This window comes from Wolbachia endosymbiont (group A) of Epistrophe grossularia (assembly GCF_947251435.1).
Taxonomy (GTDB): Bacteria; Pseudomonadota; Alphaproteobacteria; order Rickettsiales; family Anaplasmataceae; genus Wolbachia; species Wolbachia pipientis.
This window is the reverse complement of record NZ_OX366363.1, coordinates 1,197,287-1,220,027: the sequence shown is the minus strand read 5'-3', so window position 1 is coordinate 1,220,027 and position 22,741 is coordinate 1,197,287. Positions and strand designations below refer to the sequence as shown.

General features: G+C 34.1%; 19 protein-coding genes and 1 pseudogene. 13 read left to right on the top strand and 7 right to left on the bottom strand.

What is annotated here, in order from left to right:
• The first annotated feature begins 356 nt into the window (after positions 1-356).
• Genes OPR28_RS06045 through OPR28_RS06035 form a run of 3 tightly spaced genes read left to right on the top strand, consistent with a single transcriptional unit; the run spans position 357 to position 3,770 of the window.
• Positions 357-1,466 (top strand): PQQ-like beta-propeller repeat protein, encoded by a 1,110-nt coding sequence (locus tag OPR28_RS06045; protein ID WP_265023696.1) that lies wholly within the window; start codon positions 357-359, stop codon positions 1,464-1,466.
• On the top strand, positions 1,459-2,847 hold the full coding sequence (gene lpdA, locus OPR28_RS06040) for a dihydrolipoyl dehydrogenase (protein ID WP_265023695.1): 1,389 nt from the start codon (positions 1,459-1,461) through the stop codon (positions 2,845-2,847). The genes OPR28_RS06045 and lpdA overlap by 8 nt, the downstream gene beginning before the upstream one ends.
• 2 nt (positions 2,848-2,849) lie before the next feature.
• Positions 2,850-3,770: a tyrosine recombinase XerC gene (locus tag OPR28_RS06035; protein WP_265023694.1), complete on the top strand. Its 921-nt coding sequence runs from the start codon at positions 2,850-2,852 to the stop codon at positions 3,768-3,770.
• Here the strand turns inward: OPR28_RS06035 and OPR28_RS06030 are convergent.
• The 5 genes from OPR28_RS06030 to grxC all read right to left on the bottom strand — a co-directional run bounded on the left by OPR28_RS06030 (position 3,767) and on the right by grxC (position 9,069).
• Complete coding sequence (locus OPR28_RS06030) at positions 3,767-5,263, bottom strand: ankyrin repeat domain-containing protein (RefSeq protein WP_265023693.1); 1,497 nt, start codon at positions 5,261-5,263, stop codon at positions 3,767-3,769. The two genes, OPR28_RS06035 and OPR28_RS06030, sit on opposite strands and share 4 nt — an antisense overlap.
• Before the next feature lie 89 nt (positions 5,264-5,352).
• A complete protein-coding gene (trxB, locus tag OPR28_RS06025; protein ID WP_209472656.1) occupies positions 5,353-6,300 on the bottom strand; it encodes a thioredoxin-disulfide reductase in 948 nt (315 codons plus the stop codon).
• The gene (locus OPR28_RS06020; protein WP_012673206.1) at positions 6,287-6,886 is read right to left on the bottom strand and encodes a peroxiredoxin; all 600 of its coding nucleotides are present in this window, start codon (positions 6,884-6,886) and stop codon (positions 6,287-6,289) included. Before OPR28_RS06020 ends, trxB begins: the two co-directional genes overlap by 14 nt.
• A gap of 856 nt (positions 6,887-7,742) precedes the next feature.
• Positions 7,743-8,615, bottom strand: coding sequence for a hypothetical protein (locus OPR28_RS06015; protein ID WP_265023692.1), 873 nt, complete (start codon positions 8,613-8,615; stop codon positions 7,743-7,745).
• A 115-nt stretch (positions 8,616-8,730) separates the two neighbouring features.
• Positions 8,731-9,069: a glutaredoxin 3 gene (gene grxC / locus OPR28_RS06010; protein WP_007550037.1), complete on the bottom strand. Its 339-nt coding sequence runs from the start codon at positions 9,067-9,069 to the stop codon at positions 8,731-8,733.
• A 68-nt stretch (positions 9,070-9,137) separates the two neighbouring features.
• On the opposite strand from grxC, the gene ribF reads away from it, so the two are divergent.
• The 4 genes and pseudogenes from ribF to OPR28_RS05990 all read left to right on the top strand — a co-directional run bounded on the left by ribF (position 9,138) and on the right by OPR28_RS05990 (position 13,219).
• Positions 9,138-10,070, top strand: a complete 933-nt coding sequence (gene ribF / locus OPR28_RS06005; protein ID WP_010082493.1) for a riboflavin biosynthesis protein RibF — start codon at positions 9,138-9,140, stop codon at positions 10,068-10,070.
• Positions 10,067-10,543, top strand: a complete 477-nt coding sequence (lspA, locus tag OPR28_RS06000) for a signal peptidase II (protein WP_006279329.1) — start codon at positions 10,067-10,069, stop codon at positions 10,541-10,543. The genes ribF and lspA overlap by 4 nt, the downstream gene beginning before the upstream one ends.
• Positions 10,544-10,572: 29 nt before the next feature.
• A pseudogene (locus tag OPR28_RS05995) lies at positions 10,573-11,913 on the top strand (M16 family metallopeptidase).
• A complete protein-coding gene (locus tag OPR28_RS05990) occupies positions 11,900-13,219 on the top strand; it encodes a M16 family metallopeptidase (protein ID WP_265023691.1) in 1,320 nt (439 codons plus the stop codon). The pseudogene OPR28_RS05995 and the gene OPR28_RS05990 overlap by 14 nt, the downstream one beginning before the upstream one ends.
• Here OPR28_RS05990 and purN read toward each other — a convergent pair.
• A complete protein-coding gene (gene purN, locus OPR28_RS05985) occupies positions 13,213-13,779 on the bottom strand; it encodes a phosphoribosylglycinamide formyltransferase (RefSeq protein WP_012673208.1) in 567 nt (188 codons plus the stop codon). The genes OPR28_RS05990 and purN overlap by 7 nt on opposite strands.
• 304 nt (positions 13,780-14,083) lie before the next feature.
• Between purN and OPR28_RS05980 the strand changes: the two genes are divergently transcribed.
• Entirely contained in the window at positions 14,084-14,500 is a 417-nt protein-coding gene (locus tag OPR28_RS05980) for a hypothetical protein (protein ID WP_006279382.1), read from the top strand.
• On the opposite strand, the gene OPR28_RS05975 is transcribed toward OPR28_RS05980, so the two are convergent.
• A complete protein-coding gene (locus OPR28_RS05975; protein WP_077188223.1) occupies positions 14,493-15,023 on the bottom strand; it encodes a Na+/H+ antiporter subunit E in 531 nt (176 codons plus the stop codon). The two genes, OPR28_RS05980 and OPR28_RS05975, sit on opposite strands and share 8 nt — an antisense overlap.
• Positions 15,024-15,091: 68 nt before the next feature.
• Here OPR28_RS05975 and OPR28_RS05970 point away from each other — a divergent pair, with 68 nt between their 5' ends.
• The 5 genes from OPR28_RS05970 to OPR28_RS05950 all read left to right on the top strand — a co-directional run bounded on the left by OPR28_RS05970 (position 15,092) and on the right by OPR28_RS05950 (position 22,740).
• On the top strand, positions 15,092-17,134 hold the full coding sequence (locus OPR28_RS05970) for an ankyrin repeat domain-containing protein (RefSeq protein ID WP_265023690.1): 2,043 nt from the start codon (positions 15,092-15,094) through the stop codon (positions 17,132-17,134).
• Between the two features lie 120 nt (positions 17,135-17,254).
• The gene (gene smpB / locus OPR28_RS05965) at positions 17,255-17,704 is read left to right on the top strand and encodes an SsrA-binding protein SmpB (protein ID WP_007548863.1); all 450 of its coding nucleotides are present in this window, start codon (positions 17,255-17,257) and stop codon (positions 17,702-17,704) included.
• A 6-nt stretch (positions 17,705-17,710) separates the two neighbouring features.
• Positions 17,711-18,502 (top strand): prolipoprotein diacylglyceryl transferase, encoded by a 792-nt coding sequence (lgt, locus tag OPR28_RS05960; protein ID WP_155969071.1) that lies wholly within the window; start codon positions 17,711-17,713, stop codon positions 18,500-18,502.
• A gap of 690 nt (positions 18,503-19,192) precedes the next feature.
• The gene (locus OPR28_RS05955) at positions 19,193-20,938 is read left to right on the top strand and encodes a type I secretion system permease/ATPase (RefSeq protein ID WP_265023689.1); all 1,746 of its coding nucleotides are present in this window, start codon (positions 19,193-19,195) and stop codon (positions 20,936-20,938) included.
• A gap of 362 nt (positions 20,939-21,300) precedes the next feature.
• A complete protein-coding gene (locus tag OPR28_RS05950; RefSeq protein WP_015589193.1) occupies positions 21,301-22,740 on the top strand; it encodes a hypothetical protein in 1,440 nt (479 codons plus the stop codon).
• The last annotated feature ends 1 nt before the right edge of the window (position 22,741 follow it).

The window sequence follows — 22,741 nt, the reverse complement described above, 5'->3', positions numbered from 1 at the left end:
TTTCCTTAAGCGGTTAAATGGCTATTTTATAATGAATTTTGTCAGTAGCCACCAGATTTTTTCAGTTGCGATGCAACAGAGCCATCCCAGTGTCAAGCACTGGGATGACAGGAAAAGAGGCTATTTGGATGACATCTTTCTTCTTGGTATAAATTACTTTTATATCTCAATGTTCGTACAGCTATGCACGTTGCCGCATAGTGGATGAGGTGTACTACCTCTAAGAGTATACATTATCTCACATAATAATATAATATTTCGTTCATAAATCAACGTTTTTAACATGCAGCAAGAACATTTCCGTTGTAATTAAGGTTCTTAAGATGTATATTAATGAATCTTGTTTTCAATAAATAATGAAAGTAATAATTGTCATGATAATGTTATTGTGTAGCAGTTACACAATGGCAAGCGAGAGAATAAGTCTAGTGGATAAAAAACTATCTCAAGGATATGTAGCTCCAGTGCTTACAGAAAATAGCGTTATTTTATCAGACAAGCACGGCGCTTTATATTCCTTTGATATTGATAACTCAAAGGCTATGAATTGGAAATTACACCTCTCACACAGAAAAAAAATTAGTAACATGAGCCTATTGCGTCACAGAGGAAACGTTTTCTTTATAGTGGATAACGTTCTACACACAATAGATGCAAAAACCGGCGAGATTCAGTGGGAAAAAGAATTGAGAGCTCCAGTAAGAGGGAGAGCAGCAGTAATAAACAATAAATTGGTAGTATTGACTATTGATAATTATCTGTACGTGTTTGATATAAAAGATGGCAGCTTCGTTTGGGCTTATCAAAACGGTATCAATGAGGTTCGAGGTTTGTATTCCATATCGCCAGCAATTTCTAACGATAAAATAATAGCGCCATTTTCAAATGGTGAGTTAATAGCTTTTAATGAAGACGGTAAAAAATTGTGGAGCCAAAAATTGGCTACAAACCTTTTGGATACACAGCTCACAGATGTAACTACTACACCGAGAGTGCTTGGCGATACTTTAATAGCTACAAACAATTCTTATATTTATGGTATTGACGTAAAATCAGGGAATATTTTATGGTCAAAGTCACTGCAAGTAAAAAGTGTATCAGACATTGAATCATATTACAGTCCTCTTATTCCTCCAAAGGAGCAAAAAGAAGGCGGAAGAATTTTTATAGTTACTAAAGACGATAAAATAATTGGCCTGGATATAAAAAATGGAGAAACAGTCTGGGCATCTGATTTAATAGAAAATACGCAATTGTTTGCTCCAATTATGCATGCCCATACACTGTGGGTGACAAGCAATAAAGGTTCAATGTTTGCTTTTCCGGGATCTGAAAGTGCAGGAAAGGTAGTCAAAGTACCTGGTAATGTGTTTCACACTCCAGTGTTTACTCGCAATAAGATATATGTAACAACTGAGAAGAATGGTGTTTATTCTTTAGAAAATAGGTTTGTTTTTTATGACTGATTATGATTTAATTGTTATAGGTGGTGGCCCAGGAGGCTATAAGTGTGCTATCGCTGCTGCAAAACTTGGATTGAAAGTTGCCTGCATAGATAAAAATAGCATTTTTGGTGGTACGTGCCTGCGGGTTGGGTGCATACCCTCCAAAGCATTGCTCCATTCTTCCTATCAGTATGCTCACACGAAAAATGATCTGTCGAAGCTTGGCATAAAAATTAAGGACGCAAGTTTCGACTTAAAAGAAATGCTAGGCTATAAGGACGCCAGAGTTCAGGAACTTGGAAAAGGTATAGAATATCTGTTTAACCTTCACAAAATCACTAAAATCAATGGGCTTGGGAAAATTACTTCTTTTGACCAAGGTAATCTTGAAGTTTCAGTTGAAGGTAAGGTGCTGAAGACAAAAAATATAGTAATTGCAACCGGTTCTGATGTTATTTCTTTGCCAGGAATTAATATCGATGAGAAAAGTATTATTTCATCAACTGGTGCATTATCTTTAACTGAAGTACCAAAAAAACTTGTCGTAATCGGAGCTGGGGCAATAGGGCTTGAAATGTCTTCTGTATGGAGGAGGCTAGGGTCTGAAGTCACTGTAGTAGAATTTTTTGACAGAATCGCTGCAGCAATGGATGGAGAATTAAGTAAGTCTCTACTTTCTAGTCTACAAAAACAAGGAATAAAATTTTTACTTAGCACTAAAGTTGAGGAGATAAAACAAAGTAGTAATTCTTTGAGTATGAAAGTTTGCTCTGTAAAAGATAATCAAACAAACACTATAGAGGCGGATAAGGTATTGGTGGCAGCAGGACGCAAACCATGCACTGAGAATCTTAGTATTGATGAAAAAATAGAAAAAGATAATCGCGGTTTCGTTCAAGTTAACAACAGATATGAAACTAATGTGAAAGGAATATTTGCTATTGGTGATGTGATCGGTGGAGCAATGCTTGCTCATAAAGCAGAGGAAGAAGGAGTGGCAGTTGCAGAGATAATAGCAGGACAGTCACCTCACGTTGATTATGGAATCATACCATCTGTCATTTACACTCACCCTGCGGTTTCTTCGATTGGTAAAACCGAAGAGGAACTCAAAAATGCTGGCCGTAAGTACAAAGTTGGTAAATGTCAATTTGCTGCAAACGGCAGAGCAAAAATCACTGATGATGCTGAAGGATTCGTGAAAGTGCTGACTTGTAGCAGAGCAGATACAATACTAGGTGTGCATATCATAGGAGCATACGCTGATACGCTAATCAACGAAGCAGCGGTTGCAATGGCATATGGTGCAGCAGCAGAGGATATATACAGAATTTGTCACTCTCATCCTGATATAAATGAAGCCTTTCGAGATGCGTGCATCGATGCTTTCTTTAAAAAATAATTGTGGACCTCGGTTCAATCATTGAAAAATGGTATGAGTGGCTGAGGTGCAACAGATCTTATTCACCAAACACTTTAGAGTCATACATGAGGGACTTGAAGGATCTTATAAGTTTCCTAAATACTCACATTGGTGGAGAAGTAAATGTCGGCACTTTGGAAAAATTGAGCGTACCTGAGTTAAGAAGTTGGCTTACCTCTCGTTACGCAAGAGGTGTAAACGCAAGATCCAACACTCGAGCACTCTCAGTAATCAGAAATTTCTTCAAGTACATAAAAAATAACCACAATATAGACAATGAAGCTGTATTTTCCTTATCAAGGCCAATTCAGAGAAGAACTCTGCCCAAAGCATTATCAATACCTAATATAAAAACTTTATTGAAAGAAATGAAACTATCCGATCTGGGCGAACCTTGGGTGATAAAAAGAGAAATTGCAATTATCGTCCTGCTATATGGTACAGGCTTAAGAATCAGTGAAGCGTTGAACCTTAGGGTTAGTGATATTAACAATGAAAGTTTAATAGTAACAGGTAAAGGAGATAAACAAAGGCAGGTATTCATTCTCCCAGTAGTAAAAAAATGTATACAAGAATATGTAAAAGCCTGTCCTTACCTTGATGAAGCACAACATCTTTTTGTGGGAGTAAGAGGAAAAAAATTGGGAAGAACTTATGTGGCCAATCGTTTGCAAAAAATAAGGAGAATGTTAAATTTACCAGAAATTTTATCTCCACATGCATTTCGCCATAGTTTTGCTACTCATTTGCTTCAGGAAGATATTGACATAAGATCAATACAACAACTGCTTGGTCACTCAAGCCTGGAAACTACTCAAATTTACACTCACCTCAATTATCAAGATGTTTTTAACATGTACAAAAATTTTCAGCAGGGCATGGAGAAGAAATCAAAACTTTAACTTCGTTCTAAACCACCAAGCTGAGTGCTTTCAACATCACTAAGTATTGTGTTTGCTTTATATAAACTACAACATCCTAATAAAAAAAAAGCCAGTGCAACTGCTGTAAAGAAAGCACTTATTATCCCTGGATAATCTTCTATTACTAAACATGCAACAACAGTATATACTCCGAGCAATATAAAACATGCAGAAGCGTAGTTGCTTAGTTTTCTACCAGAAGAAATTGCTTGCGAGGATTTTTCGTTTTTATTACTACGGAGCAGTCTATTTTCTGATGAAAGCCTATCTCTTTCTTCCCTTACTTGTTCCAAATCTCTTTTTAATCGTGAAATTTCGACAGTGTCGCTTGCTCTTCCACACACAATTCTTTTAAATTCAATCAATTCACTTTGTTGAGCCGATTTTTCCTGCCTTACTTGTACTAAATCTTTTTCTAATTGTGAAATTTTGCCAGTTTTATTCGTTAGCTCTTGCTCTTTCTCTACAAGTTGAGCTTTTGTTCTTTCAAGCCCTTGTAAAAACTTCTCAAAATCTTCTGGTATATTATTCGTATTTGCAGGAAATTTTTCATTTAAATAATCTTTAATAGAGTTAACTGGATTATCAACACCCCCCAATGCAGCAGTAACAACTGCACGATTTATAAAACAATTATCTTCTACTAATTTTTTCACATCATCTAAATCTTTTCTATTAATAGTATCAGTTAATCGGCTCTGAATAGCTTGTTCAATTGTTTGCTTTAATTGTGCATACTGCTCGTAACTAAAATCTAGGTCTTTATGTTTTAAAAGTTTTGTCAATACTTCTTTTTCATCTTCTGTTATCGTTCGTAAACATAATCGAATAATTAAGCTAAGTGGTGTTTTTATTCTTCCATCTTGGGTTCTTCTCCAGCAATTAGGATGAAGCTCTTGATTCAATAGTGTTTTCGCTTGGCAAATATTTCCGCTAGAAAGAGCAGCTAATAATTCTTTTCCTTTCTGTGCTTTTTGTATTTCTATTATCAAATGCCCAGCACGATTTTGTCTAGCACATCCCTCAGGATTTTGATGGTTTTTATTGGTTAGATAAGTGTTTATGTTTGGATGACTTAGTAAGAGTTGTAAAGTTTTCTTTTGTTGAAAGCACATTGCTAGATGCAAAACTGTATTGTTATTATTTTGTTCAGAAATATTAACATCTATGCTCCGGTGCAGTAGGAGCAACCTAATCATATTCTGATATTCTTTTTCTGTTTCAGAGCCTGCAGACAAATTAGTAACTATGGACATCAAAGGTGTCATGCCTTCTTTATCAAACGCATTAACATCCGCACCCTCTGCCAGAGCTTCTTTAAAATCTTCTAGGTTTCCATCATCAATAGCCTTAAATAGCTGTTTTGTTGATTCACTTAGCTGTCTTGAAGTTGTCGGATTTCGAGCTTGCGATGCCGTGTTATCACCACCTCCATAAGCTCCATAATATGCTACACCGTTTCTATAAGGCATACTAAACCCTCTTTATTAATGATTTACTAATATAATTATGTAAAAGAAAAGGAAAATTGCAAGCAATTTATCTAAAATCCTAGAATTAACTACGACTCCAAAAACTTTTCTGCATCAAGCGCAGCCATGCATCCTGTTCCTGCTGCAACTACTGCTTGACGATATACCTTATCTTGAACATCACCTGCAGCAAACACTCCTGCCCTACTAGTTAAAGTTGTTCCAGGTTTTGTAATGATGTAACCCTGCTCATCCATTTCAACAAAGCCTTTAAAAATACCCGTATTTGGTGCATGCCCGATTGCAATGAACACTCCATCCACTTTTAATTCTTGGGTTTTATCGATCTCTGCTGATTTAATCGCAATACCAGCAACCCTTTTTGGATTTTCTTCTCCAAGAATCTGCTCTACGGTATGGTTCCACATTACTTTTATTTTATCATTTTTAAAGAGCCTACCTTGCATTACTTTTTCCGCTCTTAATTTATCACGCCTGTGTATTAATATCACTTCTTTGGCAAATCGAGTTAAAAATATTGCTTCTTCAACAGCAGTGTTTCCACCACCAATCACAGCTACAACTTTATTCCTAAAAAATGCACCATCGCAAGTCGCACAAGCTGAAACCCCATAACCCTGAAATTTCTTTTCACTTTCTAAACCAAGCCACTTCGCTTGCGCACCAGATGCAATGATAATTGCATCTGAATAGTAGTCATTGATATTACCAGAAGATCTAAATCTATACTCATTAAAGTCCTCAAGTTGTTCAACGCTTTTTATCTCATCATCTATTATTTTTGCTCCAACCTTTTCTGCATGCAACCTCATTTGCTCCATTAGTTCTGGACCCTGTACTGAAACAAAACCAGGATAATTTTCAACATCTGTAGTAATTGTAAGCTGACCACCAGGCTGCATTCCCGTTACTACAATTGGCTCTAAGTTTGCACGTGCTGCATATATAGCAGCAGCATAACCCGCTGCCCCGGATCCAATAATAAGAACTTTTGTACTAAACTTATAATTCTTCACTATATGAGTTTAGATAATCAGCTACTCCTTCATCGCTTGCCTGCATTGCTGGCTTACCTTTTTTCCACCCTGCTGGACACACCTCACCATGCTCTTCATTATGTTTAATTGCATCAACGATTCTAACGAATTCATCGATATTACGCCCTAAAGGCAAATCATTTATCGATTGATGACGTACAATAAATTTATCATCAATAACGAAAGTTGCTCTCAGCGCAATTGAGTCATCATATAAGACCCCATAGTCTCTTGATATAGACTTTTTGATATCAGACACTAAAGTGTAGCTAATCTCTCCAATACCACCATCATTAACTGGAGTGTTTCGCCATTTATAATGTGAAAATTTTGAATCTACACTTATTCCTATCACTTCAACACCACGCTTTGCAAACTCATTTATTCTATTATTGAGCGATATCAATTCAGTTGGGCAAACAAAAGTAAAATCAAGTGGATAGAAAAAAAGGACAGCATACTTATTTTTTATGCGCTTACTCAGACAGAAATCATCAACAATTTCTCCGTCAGAGAGAACAGATGAAGCAGTAAAATCGATAGCAGATTTTGTTACAAGATTCATAATTAACCTATTCTTTTAAAATAACTTTAATTTTACATCTTGATAAACTTATATGCAAGTTTTCTTTGGTTTTAGTCCTATAAAAACTTCCTAAAATAGCTCTTCTTTTTTACCGATAAGATACAATCCAGGTTGGAATACTGAGTTGGTGAGTATAAAATTCTACGTCATGCCACCGCGAACCGTCATACCGCGATTCATTCGCGGTATCTCTAGATCCCGCTAACAAGTAGTGGGATGACGGTTGTCGTTTAGCTATAAATGTTAAAAAATTTACCAAACAAAAAAAAGGCAAAAGAAGCCCCGTGGTTGGCTAATTACTTACATTATACTTTCAAGTATGGCGTTTTTTTATTCTAAACGTTTAATAACCGCGATTCAGTTGCTTTTAAGCCGCAACTAATCTAAATTATAAACATTAAGAAATTTACTAAACAGAAAAAAAGGCAAAAGAAACCCTAGGGTAGCTAGTTATTCACTATCCATTTTTTAAGTTGGCGTTTTTTTATGTTTTAAATGCTTTATAAGCGCATTTTAGCTTATATTAGGTAAAAACCTAGAAGTTTTATAAAGACATAAGGTGCACATAGTGCAAAAAATTAAACATGAGACGCCAGATACGTGAGTTTTTTTGTCATTTAATCTGTACAGAGAAGATAAATAAATAGCTTCAGTTTCATGATAAGGGAGTTGGCGGAGTTTGTCAAGTAAGTTTTTCGCTTCTGCGGGCTACTTGAATAACGGCTACAATGTTCATACAGCTATGTACATAGCTGGAACCCAAAAAAAGAACCAAGTAGCCAAGCTACTTGGATGACAGAAGGTAATATAAGAAGTCTATTGGCTCTCGTATACCTTAGTGAAACTTAACAAGTTTATCTATAGTTTTAGTGATGATTCTTGGAGTATCCGGAGAAACTGCTGAGCTCAGCCTATTTAGTCGCTCTATAGCAAACTCGCTGTTCTCATTTGTTATGAAATCACATAAAATATTTTCTATATCCTTAGTAACACTTTCATGCTTCCTCAGAGGATGATTATGTGGATACCTATTGATGGTTCTGATGCTAGAATACTCAACAAAAGCTTGATCCTTAAAAGCAAGTTGTCTCAATTTCTCTTTGAATTTTCCTTCTTCCTCTTTTGCTAAAAGGCGAGACTTTATCAGTGATTTTATAATCAAATTTATAGCTTGATGCATTTCAGAATGCACTATAACTTTAATGGTATTTTCTTCTGCTATACAATCATAAATACTTTTTTCGCTCTTTAGTGACTCTATAAGCGTTCTGCTATTTTGTGAATTCAATTCCAAATTCTCTTCACTCATAGGAGTTATTATGAAGGTGTTCTTATTTACTCTGATGTTAAATTGTGGAAATCCTTCAGAAAAGGAAAATGCTACATCCTTAAATTCAAGTGCATGATTGTATGCAGCAAAAAGGGTGTGTGCTATAACACTGCTGGGCACCTTCATTCCATGTTTACTCAGGTGGTTCAATACATTTTCAACCTCATGATATGTAAAGTCTGTATCTTTTAGCAATTCAACAACTTCTATGCCGTTGTGTTGTTTATACTCTATTCTCACTTCTTCTGTAAAAAGTGTTTTAGCTGCTATATGTTTATCAAGCACTGTGAAAATCTTGATGAAATTCTCTAAATCTTGTTTGTTAACTAATTCGATACTAATTAAGTTTCTGCTAATAATTGAAATATTTTTTGTCATTTTTTCCCACTAAAAAAACTCACTGAATGAATTGTATTTTTAATTCATTAAGAATTGTTTAAAGTGAGCATACTAGTTTTCATTTACGTATTACACGACAAAACAAGATAAAAAGTTACATAAAATCATCATGTGGTATAACACACTCTCCACATTCATCATTGCTGTTTGTGTAGGTTGTGACATCAGTGTGATTGTCATTATTATTTAGCATATCATCCAACTTTCCTTCTTTTTCAAGATCCATCAATTTGTCACACCCCCCAATGTGCTTATCGTTGATAAAAATCTGTGGAACTGTTCTAACGTTATACTTTGATTTTATGTCGTTAAATAGATCTGAGTTTTTGAGCACATCAATTTCTTCATACTTCACACCTTTTTTATCTAGTAAATCCTTTGCCCTTATGCAGTATGGACAGCCCTTCTTTACATATATCACAACATTTTTCACAATTTATCTCCGTAGCTTACTAAAATATAGTTATTATATATAAGAAACATGTAAAAACATCAAATTGTATGAAAATTATTTATAATTGTGAGCAAGGGATAGAAAATAATATAGCACTAACCTTCGGAAATTTCGATGGCATTCATTTAGGACACGAGTTTGCAATTTCTACTCTAAAGAAGGTAGCACAAGAAAGAGGATTACCCTCTGCAGTTTTAACTTTTGAGCCTCACCCATCAACTGTTTTATTTGGTAGAAACAATTTTAGGTTAATAGACCAAGAACAAAAAAAGGAACTAATCAGCAGCTATGGTATAGATTACTTATATATTATTAATTTTAATAGAGGTTTTTCTGAGGTTAGCTGCGATGACTTTATCAGTGAGATTTTAATAGATAAATATGGCGCTAAACACATAATTGTCGGAGAAAATTGCACTTTTGGTCATAAACGATTGGGTAATATATTAACTCTAGAGAAATATTCTGAAATATATGGATACTCTTTGACTAAATTAGAGCCATTAACAATTGACGGCAAAATTTGCTCTTCTTCTTCAATAAGGGAGTATGTACAAAGGGGCGAAATAGAAATTGCTAATAAATTGCTCGGCAGGCCTTATCAAGTTTCTGGTGTTGTGACAAAAGGTGCATGTAGAGGTAGAGAAATAGGATTTCCAACCATAAATATTCCTATAGAAGATTGCATGATAAAACCTAAGTTTGGCACATATTACGCTAGAGTGACTTTTCCTGATAGTAATCCAAATTGGTTATATGGAGTAGTCAATATTGGTATGAGACCTACTTTTAAGGATCTGAAAAAGCCTATAATAGAAATGCACATATTCGATTTTGATGAAGACGTATATAGTCATAAAGTCAATATACAACTTTTAAAATTCATAAGGTCAGAAAAAAAATTCCATAGTATTGAGGAGTTAACAAAACAGATAAATTATGATATACTTAAAGTTTATAGGTTAAAGGCAAATTTATGAAAAAGTTATGCTTAGTTGTTATATTAATTATAGTATTGATTGACCAAACGAGCAAATTGTACATAAACTCATTGATTGATGAAGGAGAATCAATTGAGATCGCTAGTTTTATAAAACTAGTTGAAGTTTGGAATTCAGGTATTAGTTTTGGAATGTGTAGCGCTTTACCACATGGCGGTTTCTTTTTTTCAGCATTTTCAATACTAATAATTGGTATACTTGCATATTTGATATACAAGTCTGACGATCAGTCAACTTACCTTGGTTTTTCTCTGATGATTGGTGGAGCAATCGGAAACGTAGTTGATAGGATCTATTGGGGAGCTGTATATGATTTCATATATTTTCATATTGATGATTGGTATTGGCCAGCCTTTAATTTAGCAGATTTATCTATAGTTTGTGGAATGTTTACATTGTTATATAAGTGGTATATATACGATATGCTTATTTCTAAACAAAATGAGGAATAAAATAATTGTTTTTATATTAGGTCGAAATAATGCTTCATAAGTTTTTTAGTTTTCTTATACTACCTGTACTTTTTTTTACTTACCCAATTTCTTCGAATGCTTTAAACATAGAGCACAACATAAAATATACTAAACTCAGTAACTGACTAGATGTTTATGTTGTTTCTAATCATCGGATTCCAGCCGTTTTACATGCAGTAATATACAAAGTTGGGGGAATGGATGATCCAATCGGCAAAGCAGGATTGGCTCACTACTTTGAACATTTAATGTTTGAAACTACAGGAAAGTTCACAGATATAGAAGCCACTATGAGTAGCATTGGGGCTCAATTTAACGCGTTTACCACTAAAGAATATACCTGTTATTATGAGTTGGTCCCCAAAAAAGATTTACCACTTGCAATGGAAGTTGAAGCAGATAGAATGGGCAGCTTTAATGTTACTCAAGACAAAATAGATAGAGAAAAAAACATTGTGTTGGAAGAAAGAAAAATGAGATTTGATAATCATCCTAACAACTTGTTATGGGAAGAAATGAATAGTGCATTTTACCGTACTGGCTATGGTAGGTCTGTTATCGGCTGGGAGAGCGATATCAAAACTTACAATTTGGATGACATAACGAGGTTTCATGATAACTATTATCACTCCGGCAATGCAATATTACTGATTGTGGGTGATGTGGAACTTGATGAAGTAGTGAAATTAGCAGAAGAAAAATATGGCGAAATTAAAGCTAAGCCTGTAATGAGAAATTACCCAAATCAGGATCCAGTGCATAATGCAGGTCTATCGGTGACCTTAGAGAGCACTGAAGTAAAAGAACCAGTTTTATATTTTCGTTATCGTGTACCCTTATTTGAGCATATAAATGAAGCTTCCGCTGCTCATTTAGCGGTTGAAATTTTAGGTAGCGGCAAATCCAGCAAACTGTATAATGATCTGGTTTTAGATGAAGATGTGGCAGTATCAGTGTTTGCTTATTATAATAGCCTAGCTTTTAGTGATGGCTACATTGATATTCAGGTCATTCCAAAAAGCGGAGTTAATTTAGATATTGTTGAAAGAGAGTTAGATAATGCTATTAATAACTTCATGTCTAAAGGAATAACGGATGAGGAGTTGCAAAGCTCGAAATATAGATACAAAGCAGCACAGTTTGATAATCTATCTGACTTAACTCATATAGCGATGTTCTATGTGCCACACCTTGCACTTGGTATTCCACTTGATGAAATAGATATTTCATATAGCAAAATAGATGATGTTAATTTAGAGGATGTAAATAACAAAATTCGTACTATCTTTTCTTCCAATAAGTTAATTGGTCGTTTATTACCAAAAGGAGATAACAATGAGAATAAGTAAATTTGTACTTCTGTTTTTTTTCTACCTAAGCTTTAATTTACAAGCAAGTGGTAGCTTAAATATAGAGGAGGTTACTACCCGTAAAGGATTTAAGTTTTTATTTGTCGAAAACTGTGCTTTACCAAAAGTTTCACTGAATATATCATTTAAAGATGCAGGTTATGTGTATGAGAGTGCAGAAAAACAGGGGCTTGCTTGGTTTACTTCTCTTGTAATCCAAGAAGGGGCAGGAGAAAATGACGCTAAGGATTTTGCAAAAAAACTGAAGATCAAAGGAATAAATTTACTTTTTTACCCCGATTTAGAAAGTTTCGGAGTGTCATTAGAAACTTTGTCTGAAAATTTAGAAGAAAGTATTTCACTACTTAGCGATGCTATAATACGTCCTAAAGTTGACTCTGAAGGGTTGAATAGAGTTTTCGAGAAAGCCAAAGTTGATTTTAATAATCTTGAAAAAAATCCTTATTTTGTCGCTGGAAAAGAATTGGGTACGTTGTTGTTTAAAAAACACTCTTACTCAAAAAGTGTGTACAGTACTCTTGACACTATAATGAACATTACTAGAGATGATGTTTTAACATACATAAAACGTAATTTTGCTAAAGATAACATAGTTATCAGTGTTGCTGGTTGTGCAAAAAAAGAAGAAATTATTACATTATTAGATAAATATTTATCTAAATTGCCGTCAAAAAGATCAAAAGTGAGAAAAATACCTGTGAAAAATGATTTTGGTTCTGCAGAAAGTAAGAACATTTTTATGGATATACCACAAAGTGTGATACTTTTTGCTCAAAAAGGTATAGCTTATGAAGATCCAGACTACTATAATGCTCAAGTTTTGGTTAATGCGCTTGGTGGTATGGGGCTGAATTCAGTGCTGATGAAAGAGCTAAGGCAAAATCTTGGAATTACTTATGGTATTAGTGCCTCTATGGCTAGTTATACGCATGCAAATATTATAGCCGGAGGTTTAAGTACTGATAGCTCTACTGCCAGTCAATCCATATCTGCAATAAGAGATACATTGAGCAGGATAAAAAAGGAAGGAATTGATGAACAATTATTTAAAGATACAAAAATTAGTATGGTAAATAATTTTATCTTTTCCCTATCTAATAACGCAAACACAGCAGTGTTCTTGGCTAGTATGCAGGTACGTAATCGCGATATTAATCGTCTAAATAATTTTGTAAGTCTCATTAATGACGTAAAGCTAGAAAAAGTAAACGAGCTGGCAAGTTCTTTACTGGAACCCGAAAATTTATTTTTCGTTGAAGTTGGAAAAAACGCTCAGGGTCAATAATTAATACTTTCTGCTATTGATCTTACTGCTTCTACATAGCACTTATGCTCCTCAGCTAGAATGCGTTCTGAGAGGCTTTGAATATCATCAGCTGGTAACACTGGTACAACAACTTGAGCAATTATGGCTCCAGCATCAACTTCAGGAGTGACATAATGTACAGTACAACCTGTAATTTTTACACCTGCTTTTAGAGCTTGCTCTTGAGCGTTTAGGCCTTTAAAAGACGGAAGTAAAGAGGGATGAATATTTATCACCTTGTTATGCCATTTACTCAGAAAATCAGCTTTGAGAATTCTCATAAACCCTGCAAGGCAAATTAAATCAACCTTATGTTGAACAAGTATTTCGTGAATTTTACCAGCATCAAGCGGTTTATCTTTAACAATAAACGCTGAGATTCCTGCTTGCTCTGCTATTTTCAGACCAGCAGCTTCGCTATTATTTGTGATAACACATGCAACTTCTGCGGAAAAATTCTGATCTTGACATGCTTCTATTAAGGCCTGCATATTCGACCCCCTACCTGAAATTAGTATTCCGAGTTTTATCTTTTTCATTATAGCACAGTTAGTTTAGAATTTAGTTAATACTAACAAAACAGCTCAAAAGGAAAACTTATTTTATAGCAAAGAAGGCAGACTAAACTCTTTATATAAGTGGACCTCTAATTTTGAACCTCACTGGACAACACAAAATAACGAATAGCCCCATGTACCCAGCTAAAACTAGCTTTAATGCTTAGATATTGTGCTATTTTTGTATAATATACCACTATAAGTATATATTTTTGTAATCGCGTTATTATTTATTTAACAAAGTATTAGTATAATTTATTACACTGGATTAAATGGAGAAAGTTCAATGAGTAAATTACCGAACAATGCAAAAATAGGTAAATCTCAGGTTACTCAGTGGGAGGTAATAAAAAATTGTGAATATGCTGATAATTGCTTGTCAAAAATAGTAACTTTGTACGTTATTAGAATAACTCAGCTATCAGATTTTTATACGAGTGACGAACCTGAAATTAACACTGTTTTAGCAAGAATAAGCGTGACAAGTGAAAATGTATTTTTAAACAAGGCTACTACTATTGAAGTTATGGAAGGTATTTTTCCGTATAAATTTAACAGCAAGAAGAGAAATAACATATTAAGGTTAGAAGATTTATATAATTATTTATGTTCTATTGTTAATAATAGCCTTCCAAAAGAAATGCTTGAAAGTCTTGTAAGGGAATATAAGGATGCTGTTAACTTATTTAAAGCAATTACTTAACTGAACGTAGTATTTTTAAGATTTTGTTTTCTATTTCAGAAATGCCGCTTTCAAGGTTTTTATCTATCAAGCATATGGTAGACAAATACGTTTTTTGCTTGCTTTCAACATTGATAGTTAAAGTTCCGGGAGTGATTGTGACTGAATTGGCAAATAACGCAATGCTTTCGTCATTATGCCCTTTGCATTTTCTTAGGATAATAATCGGTTCAAGCTTAGATTTGAGTTGTAGCACCTTTTTTGTTACATAAACACTTGATAAAATGATTTGGTACATTAACCACGGTATATAACTTACTAACTTATAAAACGATAGTCTACTCGTACTATTTAAAATCTGGCTAAGAGCTCTTTCAGCGTTTATCAACCTTCTAAAGATAAACGATGTGAATATAGAGGAAAACACTCCACAAAAAATAAAAAACGGCTCAAAATAACCAGACAATACAGTCCATAGAACAAATAAAATTATAAATGACAGAGAAAAAAACTTGATTTCCTTCCTAAAGTTGAGGTTTTTCATAGTCTGTAATATAACTTAAATGACTCTTTAAGGAAAGATAATAACGAATATTTAGGTTCTTGACTTCTATGTTGAAAGATATAACAACTAAGTTATGTTTTTTAAGTGAGGAAGTTATGAAATATGACAAATTTATGGAAATATTAAAAAAAATAAATGACCTTTCAGATTTGAGCAAGGACAATATAGTTGAAAAAATAAAAGCTAAGTTACAAGAAGAAGATCCAGATTTATGTCAAGAGTGGGAAAAGAGTAAACCTGACAACGATAGTGGATCTGGCATAAATTACATATTTACTATATCTTGTGGTCAAAATTCTAAGAAAGTCAAATTGTTACATCTTGCTTCTTATTGGAACTATGCAAATGTAGCAAAAGCTCTGATTGAAAACGGGGCAGATATTAATGCAGAACATGATAATAAAATTACTCCTTTACATATTGCTGCTCACTATGGCCACAAAGATGTAGTAACCATTCTAACTGGAAAAGGAGCAATTGTTGATGCAAAAAATGGTGATGGATGGACTTCTTTACATTTTGCTGTTGAAAAGAACCACGAAAATGTAGTAAACACTCTAATTGGAAAAGGAGCAAATGTTAATGCAGAAAATGATAAAGGATGGGCTCCTTTACATCTTGCTATTACAAATGGCCACAAAGAGATAGTACAAGTTCTATCAAAAGCAGAAGGAATCAACGTTGATGCAAAAAATAGTGATGGGTGGACTCCTTTACATCTTGCTGCTGCAAATGGCCGCAAAGATATAGTAGAAACTCTAATTGAAAAAGGAGCAGATGTTAATGCGAAAGATCATTATAAATGGACTCCTTTAACATTTGCTTCTCAAAAAGGCCATGAAGTGGTAAAAGGAGCTCTATTAAAGGCACAAGAGAACATCAAAGCTTTGCATTCAGCTGTTAAACATAATAATGAGGAGGAGGTGAAAAACCTATTAAATAAAGGAGTAAACGTTAATGCAAAAGATGATGATGGATGTACTCCTTTACATCTTGCTCCCAGAGAGGGCTGCGAAGATGTAGTAAAAATTCTCATTGCAAAAGGAGCAAATGTTAATGCAGAAGGTATTGTGGACGAGACTCCTTTACATCTTGCAGCCAGAGAGGGCCATAAAGATGTAGTAGACATTCTAATCGCAAAAGGAGCAAAGGTTAATGCAGAAAATGATGATAGATGTACTGCTTTACATCTTGCTGCTGAAAATAACCACATAGAGGTAGTAAAAATTCTAGTTGAGAAAGCAGATGTTAATGCAGAAGGTATTGTGGACGAGACTCCTTTACATCTTGCAGCCAAAGAGGGCCATAAAGATGTAGTAGACATTCTAATCAAAAAAGGAGCAAAGGTTAATGCAGAAAATGATGATAGATGTACTGCTTTACATCTTGCTGCTGAAAATAACCACATAGAGGTAGTAAAAATTCTAGTTGAGAAAGCAGATGTTAATATAAAGGATGCTGATAGATGGACTCCTTTGCATGTTGCTGCTGAAAATGGCCACGAAGATATAGTAAAAACTCTAATCGCAAAAGGAGCAAAGGTTAAGGCAAAAAATGGTGATAGACGTACTCCTTTACATCTTGCTGCTAAAAATGGCAAAATAAAAGTGGTGGAAGTTCTGCTACACACTGAAGCAGACCCTTCATTAAAAGATGTTGATGGAAAAACGCCAAGAGACCTCACTAAAGATCAAGGTATAATTCAGCTTTTAGAGGAAGCGGAAAAAAAGCAAACGTTAAAAAATGAGAATAAAAAAACGCCAAAGGATCTTACTGAAAATAAAGATGTAATGCAGCTTCCAGAGAAAAAGGAAGAAAAACAAATTGGAAAAAATGCAATTGTGAAAGAAAAAGAACAATCTGCAAAAAATGCAATTGTAAAAGGTGTTATTGTGTGTTTTGTAACTGCAGTGATAGTTGGTGTTGCACTTGCATTTGCTACTGCCCTATCTGTACCAGCAATAATTGGACTAGCTGCAGGATCTGCGCTCATAGTTGGTGCTGGTCAATATATAATGTCAAAGCCTAAAACTGAAATGAAAGAAGTAAAGGAACTTGTGCCTAGAGAGACAGAAAAAGCACTTACTTGATTTTTGTTATCCTGTTGCTATCAGACTAGCCTGGCACCTTATATTTATTGGGATAACTGTTTTATTATGAATTAAGTCAAAAACTCTGTAATATATTGAAGCTTAAAGATATCTTTAGATATGGAAGTTATTGCAGAAAATAGGAAAGCAAGGTTTGAATATTTCATCTTAGAAGAATTTGAAGCGGGTATGGTCTTATTAAGCAGTGAAGTTAAATCGCTAAGAGAAAGAAAAGTAAATATTTCCGACGCCTACGTTGTTGAAAAGAATAGCGAAGTATGGCTGCACAATATGCATATTGCAGAATATAAAGCTGCGAACCGAAAAAATCATAAACCAAAAAGGGAACGTAAATTACTCTTGCATAAAAAGGAGATAAATAAACTAATTGGTCAAATCAAGACTGCTGGGATAACTGTTGTGCCGCTTTCGGTCTATTTTAACGATAAAGGATTTGCAAAAACTAAAATTGCCATTGTAAAAGGAAAAAAACTCTACGATAAGAGAGCAACCATAAAACAGAGAGAGTGGGATCGTGAAAAAAGTAGATTGTCTAAGAATAATTTATAGCAAAATATGTCTTTAAATCCAGTAATTTTCAGCATCGGTCCTGTTTCTATATATTGGTATTCCTTAGCCTACGTTTTGGGTATAGTGTTTGCATATTGGTATTTACATAAGCTAGATGACCAAAAAATATTTACTAAGAATTTTTACGATTCGTTATTAACAGCCACTATTGTAGGTATTATCCTTGGAGGTAGACTTGGCTACGTATTGATATATGATCCAGTTCTTTATATAAGCAACCCTATCGAGATATTGAAGACCTGGGAAGGAGGGATGTCATTTCATGGCGGTGCTATAGGAGTTTTGCTTGCAGTAATAATCTCCTGCAGAAGACATAACATTCCTATATTTTATGCACTGGACCTAGTTTCTTGCGGAGTTCCCATAGGTTTATTTTTAGGTCGCATAGGCAATTTTATAAACGGAGAGTTATTTGGCAGAGTTACAACTATGCCATGGGGTATGGTATTTCCAGAGAGTGGTGATAATTTGCTGCGTCATCCAAGCCAGCTTTATGAGGCACTTTTTGAAGGACTGCTACTTTTTGCAGTTGCAAATTCACTGTTTTTCTTAACTAGAATAAGACTGTATCACGGTGCGTTAACTGGTATTGCAGTTATGTGGTATGGAATAGCACGTTTTTTCGTTGAGTTTTTTCGCGAACCAGACTATCAAATTGGCTATTTGTGGCTTGATTTAACTATGGGGCAGTTGCTTTCTATACCTATGGTTTTGCTAGGAATGCTTGTATATCTAGGCGCATTAAATTTAAAATTTAATACGAAATCTGTCACATAGAGAAAAGGTGAGTTCAATAGAAAAATGTAGCCAGAAGCCCCATATTATGCACAATTGTACGAATTTTCTGCGTTGCAGTAGAATGAATCGGTGGGCTTTGTTGCATCGCTAGCTATGATGGATTAAAGACAAAAAAGGTGGAGAATATCAGTAGCTTATTATTCTGGTATTTACAACAAGAACGGTCAGTGAATACCTAAATTTGAGTAAAAGAAATTTCACTACCACTCACTAATCCGGCTAAAATTCAAGAATTTCAATGCTTTAGCTATTTTCAATAGAATTAAATTTATTAATATAAATAACAAATTACTATTCTTAAATTTGATCAGATTGATTGCAAAAAAACAAGATTTTCAATAAGTTGCTTATAATCCTAATTATAGTTAGCCTTTCATAAGTAGCGATGCAACAAAGCCATCCCAGTGTCAGCTACTTTCATGACACCATTTGCTGTGCAGTTTACCTTCAAAAATGAATGTTCGTACAGCTATAGAATGAATCGCGGTATGACGTAGCTTCGCTATAGGCAACGAAGGAAATATTAACTATACTTCTTTTTACCATTGTTTATATTTCCTATTCACATATATTAATATTTTACTCACTTAAAGTAAGCTAACTACCGTTATTAATATTTTTGTAATAAAAATTGTATATGGTGCATGTAATCAAATTAAGAGGAAGATTGTGGAAATTACGCCATCAATAAAAAAAGAATTGAAGCAAAGTACTCTATATGTTTGCCTAGAAAAATGCAAAAGTGCATTTTGGTTTATCTTTTGGTTTAGTGCGGGAATCAATTTATTAATGTTATTCCTACCACTTTATACCTCTCAAGTGCTTGATCGGGTGATATCGAGCGAAAGTGTACCAACACTAACTATGCTGACAATTATCACTTTATCTGCATTTGCATGTTCTGCAATGCTTGAAACTTGTCGATATTTAGCCATGGCAAAAATAGGTGATTGGATCGATAAAACTGCAACACCAGATCTGATAGTAAGGTCAATCAGGCTAACGTCAGTGCAGAGCTCAACTTCAAGTGGTGAAGCAATACGAGATCTCGGAGTGATAAAAAATTTCATTACAGGAAATGGTATATTCTCACTGTTTGATACTCCATGGTCGTTAATTTACCTTGTTGTGATTTTCATGATACATACCTCCACGGGGTTTATAGCTATTACTGGAATTATTATATTAGTCTCTATGGCAATATGGAATGAACTTGCCACTAAACGAATATTACAAGAAACCAACGAAGAAACTATACGGAATATCAATGCTATAGATGTTGCAACAAGAAATGCAGAAGTGGTTGAAGCTATGGGCATGTCAGAATTCATAGTCTCTGATTGGTGTAAACGAAATGATCAGAATCGAGCAATGCAAATTAAAGCACAAAATCGCTCTAATGTAATTACTGGAATCACTAAGTTTTTGCGCTCAACTCTGCAAATATCAGTAATTGGAACAGGTGCATTACTTGCAATCACAGCTCATAAGACTGCCGGTAGCATCATCGCTGCTTCAATTTTAATGGGTAGAGTATTAGCACCATTTGATGCTGCGGTTCATACTTGGAAGTTTTTAAATCAGGCTAGAATGTCATATGGAAGGCTACAAAGACTTATATTAACATCGCCAAAAAGAGAGCAAACGATGGCTCTACCAGAACCTGAAGGAAAATTGGAATTTGATAGAGTATTTTTTACTCCTTATGGAAGCAATAAGCCGACAGTAAAAGGAATATCATTCATTATAGATCCTGGAGATGTAGTTGGTGTTATTGGTGCAAGTGCTTCTGGTAAATCCACTATCGCAAAATTAACTGTTGGTGTATGGAAGCCAATATCTGGTGTAGTCAGACTAGATGGCGCTGATGTATATACTTGGAATCGAGAAAATTTTGGTAATTATGTTGGCTACTTACCTCAGGATATTGAGTTATTTAACACTAGTGTCAAAGCTAATATTGCTCGCATGAGGCCAGATCCAAATCCTGAAGAAATAATCAAAGCAGCAAAAATTGCAGGAATACATGAACTAATACTAAGCTTACCAAATGGATATGATACAACAATAGGAGGTCCTGGAGGAGTAACGCTCTCTGGCGGCCAAAAACAGCTTCTTGGACTTGCCAGAGCTTTTTATGGTCACACAAAACTTTTAGTACTTGATGAACCAAACGCTAACTTAGATAGCAATGGAGAGGCATGCTTAATTAATGCAATTGGCATTGCAAGAAAACAAAATACTACTACTGTTATCATCACTCACAAGCTACCGTTATTGTCCGTAGTTGATAAGGTGATCCTCATGTCAGATGGTGTCATTTACGCTATGGGACCAAAAGATGAGATTTTGAGCAAATTAGTTGCTCCATCATCAAGTACCACAGAAGATGAGCGCTCTTCAGCAAATGGTTAGTTTACTTACAATAAATTCTGTATCTGAAATAACAACTGTTCCAGAAAAATATATATTTCTTTACCATTAGAAATAATATTACAAGAATAGTAAATAGATTAATAACTCTTATTAATTAAAGTCAATCGGCAGATATAGCTAAAGTGGCTTAGGTTTACCTACAATTTGAAAAACAACAAATTCGTCTTAATGAATTTTCTTAATTTATTATCTAAATAACTTAATATTAGTGGTAATTTTATAAAAAAAATTATAATATAAATAATGTTGCTGCGAAAATTTATAACAATATTTCCCTCTAACGTTTAATGAATTTCAATAAATTGCCTTTTTAATTCTAGATAAGTATATGCTTTGTTAATATGTTTAGTTCAAAATCCAAAAGTAAGTTTATGCTTTCTATTGGAGAAGAAGGCATAATGTTACTATATTTTAAAAATAATACTTTAAATAAAAGGTATTTTGTTAAGGGCAAAAACGATAAAGCAGTTTCCGATTTAATTTCATGTCTTTCGTCAGATAAAAAAGCACCTTTATACCTGGTGCTTAATCATGCAGATCAAAATTACTCGCTACAGTTTATTACAAGGGCAAACAAGATTAGTGCCTATCTATCAGCAAAAACAAAGATGGAGCATTTTTCTCGTAATAATGACATAAGTTCAGTTTTTTTGGTTGAGAAGCCAAACAAATTCAATCAAAACTGGTGCTATCTTCTTGTTTCATCAAAAGCAAAGCATTTAGTAGAATATTGGTTGAATGTGTTTATTGAGATAGGCTCCAACTTTAAGGGAATATTAATGTTTCCTATAGAAATAAGTAATATAACAAAAAAGATTCTACATAAAGATCCTAATAATTGGAAAATTATAGTTGCTGCAACTAAAACGGGAGGCTATAGACAAGTGGTTCTTAAAGAGAATAAAATGGTATTTACGCGCTTAACATCATTTACTAATGATAATTTACCAGGAATTATCGCTGGTGGAATATATCAGGAAGTGCAAGATACTATTCGATCCTTAACTAAGTTTGGGTTTGAAAAAAATAACCCTATCGACCTTTGTATCATAGTGTCAGAAGATATCAAAGCTAGTTTATCAGTCATAAATTTTTCAGAGAACAGTGTGAACATATTAACTCCATATGAGTTAGGCAAACTATTAGGAGCAGAACTAGCTATAAGTGAAAAAGATAACTTTTGCGATACCATAATTTTGTTTCATAGCTTTAAGAATAAATTAGCAGCTATTTTTAATACAAAGGAAACTAAAGAATTTTATCTATTCAATTACCTTTATTTAAACTCTCCTCGAATTTTTCTATACTTCGCCCTGGTTTTAGTTATAACAAACACCCTTTGTTTGCTAAATTTGTATTCAAATTTCAATGTCGCTGATAATTTATCAGCAAAGCAGAACACCTTAAATAACCAATTAACAAAACTTAGCCAAAGCTATAATGTAAAAAAAATAGATGAAATTTATGATTTTATTAATATCAATAATATTTTATCAAAAATAGAATACTCTCCTCTTACACAAGTTAAGTATGTAGAAAAGTTAAAAATACCAGGTATAGAGCTTCGATCATTTGAATGGAATTATAATGAGGCAAAAAGTTATATTACCACAACTTTAAAGTTTAATTTTCAATCCGGTAAAAATATTTCTCATCAATACGAGAAACTACGAAAAAATTTAAACGATAATTTTCGTACCTATGACATTAATATTTCTAGCTTACCTGCTGCTAAAGAGCAAAATCTATCTATTGATGTTGAAATAGGAGAGGCAATGTAGA